This is a genomic window from Hypericibacter sp. (genome assembly GCF_050729195.1).
In the GTDB taxonomy this organism is placed as follows: Bacteria; Pseudomonadota; Alphaproteobacteria; order Dongiales; family Dongiaceae; genus Hypericibacter.
This window is the reverse complement of record NZ_JBOHKS010000144.1, coordinates 1-8,439: the sequence shown is the minus strand read 5'-3', so window position 1 is coordinate 8,439 and position 8,439 is coordinate 1. Positions and strand designations below refer to the sequence as shown.

At 65.4% G+C, this 8,439-nt stretch carries 9 protein-coding genes; 5 read left to right on the top strand and 4 right to left on the bottom strand.

From position 1 onward, the window contains the following. Positions 1-43: 43 nt before the first annotated feature. Positions 44-1,366, top strand: coding sequence for a DUF2325 domain-containing protein (locus ACREE8_RS11190; protein WP_431573075.1), 1,323 nt, complete (start codon positions 44-46; stop codon positions 1,364-1,366). A gap of 33 nt (positions 1,367-1,399) precedes the next feature. Here ACREE8_RS11190 and ACREE8_RS11185 read toward each other — a convergent pair whose 3' ends face one another. Together ACREE8_RS11185 and ACREE8_RS11180 are read right to left on the bottom strand one after the other, a co-directional pair. Next, on the bottom strand, positions 1,400-1,603 hold the full coding sequence (locus ACREE8_RS11185; RefSeq protein WP_431573074.1) for a TOBE domain-containing protein: 204 nt from the start codon (positions 1,601-1,603) through the stop codon (positions 1,400-1,402). A gap of 20 nt (positions 1,604-1,623) precedes the next feature. Beyond that, the gene (locus ACREE8_RS11180; protein WP_431573073.1) at positions 1,624-2,658 is read right to left on the bottom strand and encodes an ABC transporter substrate-binding protein; all 1,035 of its coding nucleotides are present in this window, start codon (positions 2,656-2,658) and stop codon (positions 1,624-1,626) included. Between the two features lie 64 nt (positions 2,659-2,722). On the opposite strand from ACREE8_RS11180, the gene ACREE8_RS11175 reads away from it, so the two are divergent. The 4 genes from ACREE8_RS11175 to ACREE8_RS11160 all read left to right on the top strand — a co-directional run bounded on the left by ACREE8_RS11175 (position 2,723) and on the right by ACREE8_RS11160 (position 7,448). Beyond that, a complete protein-coding gene (locus tag ACREE8_RS11175) occupies positions 2,723-3,517 on the top strand; it encodes a class I SAM-dependent methyltransferase (protein WP_431573072.1) in 795 nt (264 codons plus the stop codon). Positions 3,518-3,644: 127 nt separating this feature from the next. Beyond that, entirely contained in the window at positions 3,645-4,289 is a 645-nt protein-coding gene (locus tag ACREE8_RS11170) for a cysteine hydrolase (protein ID WP_431573071.1), read from the top strand. A 130-nt stretch (positions 4,290-4,419) separates the two neighbouring features. Next, a complete protein-coding gene (locus tag ACREE8_RS11165; protein WP_431573070.1) occupies positions 4,420-5,850 on the top strand; it encodes an aldehyde dehydrogenase family protein in 1,431 nt (476 codons plus the stop codon). Between the two features lie 170 nt (positions 5,851-6,020). Next, the gene (locus ACREE8_RS11160; protein ID WP_431573069.1) at positions 6,021-7,448 is read left to right on the top strand and encodes an aldehyde dehydrogenase family protein; all 1,428 of its coding nucleotides are present in this window, start codon (positions 6,021-6,023) and stop codon (positions 7,446-7,448) included. A gap of 303 nt (positions 7,449-7,751) precedes the next feature. Here ACREE8_RS11160 and ACREE8_RS11155 read toward each other — a convergent pair whose 3' ends face one another. After that, positions 7,752-8,108, bottom strand: a complete 357-nt coding sequence (locus ACREE8_RS11155) for a hypothetical protein (RefSeq protein WP_431573068.1) — start codon at positions 8,106-8,108, stop codon at positions 7,752-7,754. Positions 8,109-8,119: 11 nt separating this feature from the next. Continuing rightward, positions 8,120-8,439: hypothetical protein (locus ACREE8_RS11150; protein ID WP_431573067.1), on the bottom strand; the 320-nt coding region annotated here is incomplete at its 5' end.

Below are 8,439 nucleotides of genomic sequence, written 5' to 3'. Positions count from 1 at the left end.
GAACGCCGAATGCTTTCCGACTGAGATCACGAGTCAAAGCCCGATGAGCCGTACGCGAGAAGCCCTGTCGACCCCGGCGAGCCCGATCCTGCCGGGCTTCAAGATGCCCTCCGTCTCGGCGCTGATCCTGCGCGCGCCCGACGCGAATGCCGGCTTGCGCGAGGCGCTCGGCGTCGATCAGGCCCCGCGGCGGCGGCGCTTGTGGGAACTGAGCGGCTATCTCCATTGCTCGATCATCGGCACCTGCCTCTCGACGGCGGAGCTGCGCCAGACCCTGATCAAGGCGCAGATGATCCCGACCTCGACCGCGACCGATCACGACCTGCATGGCGAGGCGGTCCGGGCTGCCGGCCGGCATGACGCGCCAGCAAAGGCGCTGCACAAGGCGCTCGATCGCCGCCACGGCCTCAGCATCAAGCGCTTCACCCGCGCCAAGAGCGAGGACGAGGTCCGCCGGCTGTGGGAACAGGCGGTGGAACAAGGCGAGATCCCGGGCGCCTATTGGGCGGCCCTCACCCACCCCCAGGCGAACGACGCGCTGATCCGCAGGGTCTTCGGCGACGTGCATATGCTGTCGCATCTGGTGGGCGCCGCGAACCGCGCCGACATCCGCCGGCTGCGCCAGCTGGAGGCCGACAACGCCGAGCTCCAGGCCAAGACCGCGCGGCAGCAGGAACAGCTCCGTGACGGCATCTCGTCACGCGATGGCGAGATCCGGACTCTGCGCCAGTTGCTGGCAGACGCCCTGAGCCAGGCGCCGGCCGATGCATCGGAGGAAGCCTCACCGGATGTCGCCTCGGAGCAGGCGACGCTCACGCGGATGATCGCGGATCTGGAGCGCCGCTTGGCGGCCGAGACGCGGCGGCGCGAACGGACCGAGGAAAAGCTCGCAGCCGTAGAAGCATCGCTGGATGAGGCGACGACAGCCCTTACCAGGCTCGAGCGAAGCGACCGCGCCTTGCGCGACGAGATCGAGGCGACCGAGGCGGCACTGGCGGCCGCGCAAGGCCAGGATTCATCCCGCCGGGAGCCGATCGATCTCGGCGGCCGGTCCGTTCTTTATGTGGGCGGCCGCGCCGGCCAGACGCCGCATTTCCGGCTCGCCGCCGAACAATGCCATGCCAGCCTGCTGCATCACGATGGCGGGATCGAAGACCATATGACCTTGCTGGCGGGGCTGATCAGCCGCGCCGACCTGGTCATGTTCCCGGTCGACTGCATCAGCCATGGCGCGGTCGCGACGATCAAGCGCCTCTGCCGCCATGCGGCGAAGCCCTATCTGCCGCTGCGCAGCGCAAGCTTGGCCTCTTTCATCGCGGGCCTGCGCCGCGACATGACGGAAGAAGCCATCGCCGCGCGGGCTTGATCGGGAGGTCGCCGCCCGTCCCGGGCGAAGGCGCTATTCGCGGAAGATCATCACATCGGTCGACTTGATCACGGCGAGGACCTTGTCTCCTTTCTTGAGGGCGAGATCCTCGGCGCTGTCGACGAAGATCGCCGAGGTCACGATGTTGCCGCCGCCGATATCGACGGTGACCTGGGCCATCACGGCGCCCTTCTTGATCTGGGTGACGGTGCCGGCGAAGCGATTGCGTGCGCTCATTTTCATGACGAATTTCCCTTTCAGCGGGGTTGCAGGAGCTGATCCAGTTCCGTTTCGGTCAGGTCGCGACGATAAAAATCATGAAAGAACGAGCGCGTCGCCGCTCGCAGATCGCCGGTGAAATGTTCCGGGTCGAGCGCCTGCTCGACCCAGAGCAGGCCCAGCAGGCGATTCACCGAGGGCGGTTCGTCGATCCAGCCGAAGGGCAGTTTCGGCGCCAACAGGACGTGATGATCCGCCACGGCCGCGAGTTGCGCGAAGGCGGGATCGGTCCGCAGTTGCGTCGCGAAGCCTTCGCTCATCGTCAGGACGACCGCCGGATTCCAGGCCTGCAATTGCGCGCGATCGATATCCCCCTTGGGCTTGTCGGCGGGCACGACATTGCCCAGCCCGAGCAGGGGCAGTGGCTCGGCGCTGATCGCGCTGGGCCCCACCGCCGTGAGCCCCTCCTCGCCGCGCCCATAGTAGGCGCTGGGGCGCGAGGCCGATCCCGATGCCGTCAGGGCGGCGCGGGCCTCGGTCAGGATCCGGCCCGCTTCATCGGCGAGCGCAGCGGCCGTTGCCTCCGTCCCCGTGATCTGTCCCAACAGGCGATAGAGCTCGGGCGTCCGGTCCAACCGGCCGTCCAGCAGGATATAGGGCACACCGGTGGCGGCCTGGACTTTATCGGCCAGATCGCGATAGCGCGGCGACACCGTGCCGATATCGACGATCAGATCGGGATGCAGCTTCTGGATGAGGCCGGTATCGATGTCGTCGCCATGGGTCAGCGCCCCCAGCTCCGGCAGCTGCGCTGCGGCGGGGTCGAGCAGCGCCAGGGCCTCGGCCGGCGGCTTATGCGCCCAGCCGAGGAGTTTCTTGGGCGCCAGGGTATAAAGGACCAGGGCGGCCGGCGGCCCCGCCGGCATGATATGCTCGACCTGGTCGGGGATGACGACCTGGCGCCCGGCCGCGTCCGTGATCGTGCGCGCATGGGTGGGGCTGCCCGCCATGAGCAGGATCAGTGCCAGGACCAGGGCGATGGGAGCGCGGCGCGGCAGGAGGAGGGTCGTCATCGGCGCCTTTGGCGAACTGCGGTATGTTCAGGGAACTATAACGTCCGAGGCCCAGCGCGCGAAGATGGCATCGACCTACACCGCGATCGATCCCAACGCCTATGAGCGGCTGATGGGCCGCTGGAGCCGTCGGCTTGCCGAGGCGTTTCTTGACCATGTGAGCCTGGAACCCGACGAAAAGATGCTCGATGTCGGCTGCGGCACGGGGAGCCTCACCACGGCGCTTGCGGAACGCCTCGAGCCGCGCTCCGTCACGGGGATCGACATTGCATTTCCCTTTGTCCAATTTGCAGCCCAGCAGCGCAGCGATCGCCTTCGGTTTCTCGTCGGCGATGCCTGCGCCCTGCCCTTTGCCGAAGCGAGCTTCGATCGCACTTTGTCCCTGCTGGCATTGAATTTCGTGTCGAAGCCAGCCCTGGCGCTGGCCGAGATACATCGCGTCACGCGGCCCGGCGGGCGGGTCGGCGTCGCGGTGTGGGATTTTGCGGGCGGCCTCGTCTATCAGCGCATCTTCTGGGATACCGCCGCGGCCCTCGATCCCGCGGGCGCTCGCGGGCGGGCGAAGCAATATTCGGCGCCGCTGCTGGCCAAAGGCGCGCTCGAGGAGGCCCTTCTTGCCGCAGGGTTTCGCGATGTCCATGGCAGTAGCATGACAATCCGCATGGACTATGCGGATTTCGCCGATTACTGGGAGCCGATTGCCGCAGCCACCGGCCCGGTCGGCGATTATGTCCGCGCCGCAACGCCGGTGCTTCTGGCCGAGATCGAGGCCAAAACCCGCGACGCCTATCTCTCGGGCCTTCCCGACGGCCCGCGCTCGATGGCCGCCACCGCCTGGGTTGCGACCGGCCGGCGTTGACGCGACAGGGGCCCCAGCTTGCCAGCCGGTTCGCTCCGGCGTTATGTTTAAATGGCTATAACGTCGACGGCAGAGCCGCCCGTTTTCCGGCCGCCGGAGCGGCCGAACCCTCGCAAAGGAGGCGACGATGGACCCGAAGAAAACAGCCGTGGTTCTGATCGAGTATCAGAACGATTTCACGAGCGAAGGGGGGACGCTGCATCAGGCGGTGAAGCCGGTGATGGACAGCACCAACATGCTGGCCAACAGCATCGACACCGTCGAAAGAGCGCGCGCGATGGGTGCCACCATCATCTTCGCGCCGATCACCTTCACCGACGATTATCACGAGCTCAGCCCGACGCCCTACGGGATCCTCAAGGGCGTAGTCGATTCCAGATCCTTCCGCAAGGGAAGCTGGGGTGCGGAGATCGTCGATGCGATGAAGCCGCGTGAGGAAGATATCGTGATCGAAGGCAAGCGCGGGCTGTGCGGCTTCGCCAGCACCAATCTCGACTTCATCCTGCGCAGCCGGGGCATCACCAACATCGCGCTGGGCGGGTTCCTCACCAATTGCTGCGTCGAATCCACCATGCGGACCGGCTATGAGAAGGGTTACAACGTCGTCACCCTGACCGATTGCACGGCAGCCCTCAGCGCCGAGGAGCAGCGCCTCGCGGTCGAGAAGAACTATCCGATGTTCTCGCGGCCCCTCACCCACAAGGAATTCCTCGGCGAGCTCGCCGGTTCAGCGGCGGCGGGCGGCAAATCGCGAGGCTACGAAGCGGCCTGACGACCGACAAGCCGAGCCGAAGACCGCCTGGGCCTTTCGATAAGCGTCATGGGCGAGCTGAGCGCGGGGCCGTCATGCCTTGTGCCTCCCCTTTCAATTCGAACTCCACGCAACCAACGAAAGATGTGACATGTCCAATGAGCTGAAGTTCTACATCAACGGCGCCTGGGTGAGCCCGGTGAAGCCGGCCACCCTCGATGTCATCAATCCAGCGACGGAAGAGGCCTACACCAAGATCTCGGTCGGCTCGACCGCCGACGTGGACCGCGCGGTCGCGGCCGCCAAGGCCGCCTTCCCTGCCTTCTCGCAGACCACGAAGGCCGAGCGCCTCAAGCTGCTGCGGAAGATCCTCGGGATCTATAACGAGCGGTCGGAAGACATCGCGAAAGCCGTGTCCGACGAGATGGGGGCGCCGATGGCCTGGGCGCGCGAGGCGCAGGTCTGGGCCGGCCGCGTCCATCTGGAATCGACCATCAAGGCGCTCGAGGAGTTCGAGTTCGAGGAGCAGCGGGGCGGCACCCGCGTGGTCAAGGAAGCCATCGGCGTGGTGGCGCTGATCACGCCCTGGAACTGGCCGCTCAACCAGATCGTCTGCAAGGTGGCGCCCGCCCTCGCCGCCGGCTGCACCATGATCCTGAAACCCAGCGAGATCGCGCCCATCAGCGGCATCATCTTCTCCGAGATCGTGCATGCCGCGGGCGTCCCCGCCGGCGTCTACAACATGATCAGCGGCGACGGTCCGTCGGTCGGCCAGGTCATGGCCGGCCATCGCGATGTCGACATGGTGTCCTTCACCGGCTCGACCCGCGCGGGCATCATCGTGGCGAAGACCGCCGCCGACACCGTCAAGCGCGTCGCGCAGGAACTGGGCGGCAAGTCGCCCAACATCATCCTCCCCGATGCCGATTTCGAGACCGCGGTGCGCAAGGGAGTCGAAGCCTGCTTCAGCAACAGCGGCCAGTCCTGCGACGCGCCCACCCGCATGCTGGTGCCGCGCCAGCGCCATGACGAAGCGCTCGCGGTCGCGAAGAAGACCGCCGAGACGCAGAAGGTCGGCGACCCGAAGGTGGACGGCACCGTCCTGGGCCCCGTGGTCAGCGAGATCCAGTTCAACAAGATCCAGCGCCTGATCGAAGCCGGCATCAAGGAAGGGGCCACGCTCGTCACCGGCGGCACCGGCCGGCCGGAAGGCCTCAACCGGGGCTATTACGTCCGCCCGACCGTGTTCGGCAATGTGAAACCCGACATGACCATCGCGCGCGAAGAGATCTTCGGGCCGGTTCTCTCCATCCTCGCTTACGAGAACGAGGACCAGGCCGTCGAGATCGCCAACGATACGGTCTATGGCCTCGCCGCCTATGTGCAGTCGAAGGATCTGCCCCATGCCCGCAAGATCGCGCGGCGCCTGCGGGCCGGCCAGGTCAACATCAACTATCCCGACTGGGACACCTTCGCGCCCTTCGGCGGCTACAAGCAGTCGGGCAATGGCCGCGAATATGCCGATTGGGCCATCCACGACTTCCTCGAGGTGAAGGGCGTCATCGGCTACGGCGCCGCCTGAGCCCGCGCCGTGTTATCCCCTCTCCCGCTTCGCGGGGGAGGGCCAGGGAGGGGGCTGCTCGGTCATCGCGTCATCCCCCTTCCTAACCTTCCCCCGGAGGGGGAAGGGATAATATGAGGTCACCGCGCCCTCTTCTCGCCTCTCGAACCTATCAAGCCAAAAGGAATGCCATGTCCAACGCCCTGAAATTCTACATCAACGGCGCCTGGGTCGACCCGGTGAAGCCGGCAACGATCGACGTCATCAATCCGGCGACGGAAGAGGCCTATACCAAGATCTCCGCCGGCTCATCCGCCGACGTCGATCGCGCGGTGGCCGCGGCCCGGGCCGCCTTCCCCCCCTTCAGCCAGACCGGCAAGGCCGAGCGCCTCGCCATGCTGAACCGGATCCTGGAGAATTACCGCAAGCGCAAGGCCGACATCGCGCAAGCCGTCTCGGACGAGATGGGCGCGCCGATGGATTGGGCGCTCAACGCCCAGGCCGCCGCCGGCGAGATCCACCTCAAATCGACGATCAAGGCGCTCGAGGCGTTCGAGTTCGAGGAGCAGCGCGGCAACACCCGCGTGATGCGCGAAGGCATCGGCGTGGTCGGGTTGATCACGCCCTGGAACTGGCCGCTCAACCAGATCGTCTGCAAGGTGGCGCCGGCGCTGGCCGCCGGCTGCACCATGATCCTGAAGCCCAGCGAGATCGCACCGATCAGCGGCGTCATCTTCTCCGAGATCATGCATGCCTCGGGCATCCCGGCCGGCGTCTACAACATGATCAGCGGCGACGGGCCTTCGGTCGGCCAGGTCATGGCGGCCCATCCGGGCATCGACATGATGTCCTTCACCGGCTCGACGCGCGCCGGCATCATCGTCGCCAAGACGGCGGCCGACACGGTCAAGCGCGTCAGTCAGGAACTGGGCGGCAAATCGCCCAACATCATCCTGCCCGACGCCGATTTCGAGCTCGCCGTGCGCAGCGGCGTCGAGAGCTGCTTCAGCAACAGCGGCCAGTCCTGCAATGCACCCACCCGAATGCTGGTGCCGCGCGACCGCCATGACGAGGCGCTCGCCGTCGCGAAGAAGACCGCCGAGACGCAGAAGGTCGGCGATCCCAAGGCCCAGGGCACCGTGCTCGGACCCGTGGTCAGCGAGATCCAGTTCAAGAAGATCCAGGGCCTGATCGAGAGCGGCATCAAGGAAGGCGCCACGCTCGTGACCGGCGGCACCGGCCGGCCGGAGGGGCTCAATCGCGGCTATTACGTGCGCCCGACGGTGTTCGGGAATGTGCGGCCCGACATGACCATCGCGCGCGAGGAGATCTTCGGGCCGGTGCTGTCGATCATGCCCTATGACAATGAAGACCAGGCGGTCGAGATCGCCAACGACACGGTCTATGGGCTCTCGGCCAACATCGAATCCAAGAACCTCGATCACGCCCGCAAGGTCGCGCGTCGCCTGCGGGCCGGGCAGGTCAAGATCAACTATCCGGCCTGGGACACCTTCGCGCCCTTCGGCGGCTACAAGCAGTCGGGCAACGGCCGCGAATATGCCGACTGGGGCATCCACGACTTCCTCGAGGTGAAGGGCGTCATCGGCTACGGCGCCTGAGGCGAGGTGCCAGGTTATCCCCTCCCCCGCTTCGCGCTAGGCCGTCTACACATCTCTGGAAATTGATTCTGCATCAATGGCTTGCGTCCAACCCCAAGTAAGCCAATGCAGACGCGTTCTTCACGTGCGTCCCTTGAAATGACTCGTCTTTTCCCACCGATTTTTCTCTTCGATCGGCGCAGGGCGAAAATGTGTAGATGGCCTAGCCGCTTCGCGAGGGAGGGTGAGGGAGGGGGCTGCTCGGTCATCGCGTCATCCCCCTTCCTGACCTTCTCCCGGAGGGGAAGGGATTGGTTTCGAGACTCAATGCGCGTCGGCTGTCGGCGCCTTGGGCGGGGCGACCTTCCGCATGAGCGGCACCATCGCGGTCGCGATGACGAAGCAGACGAAAATGATCCAGACCGCGTCCGAGAAGGTCTGCACCTGCGCCTCGCGCCAGGTGAGCACCCAGAGCTGCTTGAAGGCCGCGGTCTGGCCGGCGACCGTATCGCCGCCCATCGCATCGCTGTAGATCGCCCCGACGCGCGTCATCAGCTCGGTCAGCGCCGTGTTGGTCGCGTTCAGATGATCCGCCAGCCGCAGGAAATGCAGGTTGGTGCGGTCGTTGAGGATGGTGGCGCAGGCGGCGATGCCGATGGCCCCGCCCAGATTGCGCGCCACAACACAATAACTCAGAATGATTCTATCGGCTGCTCACAGTCGAACAAAAGATCATCATCGTCAGCCAACGCGGTTTCGGTCCGATATTTGATGATCTCATCTGGCCCATTAGCAACCGTTTCCGTCTTCAAGACTGGGAAGTCTTTCACTATTGTTTCAGCGGTATCGCGCGCTCCGAAAAAACCTATGACTCTAAACTGGCGATTCCATTCTAGCGCCCACGACCAGCAAACTGCAGATGGATGCCTTCGAATAATTATCTTAAAGAAACTGTCAGCGCCAATCGCAAGGACACGCGGCTCCCATCCAACCACAGCTTTCATGAAAGCGT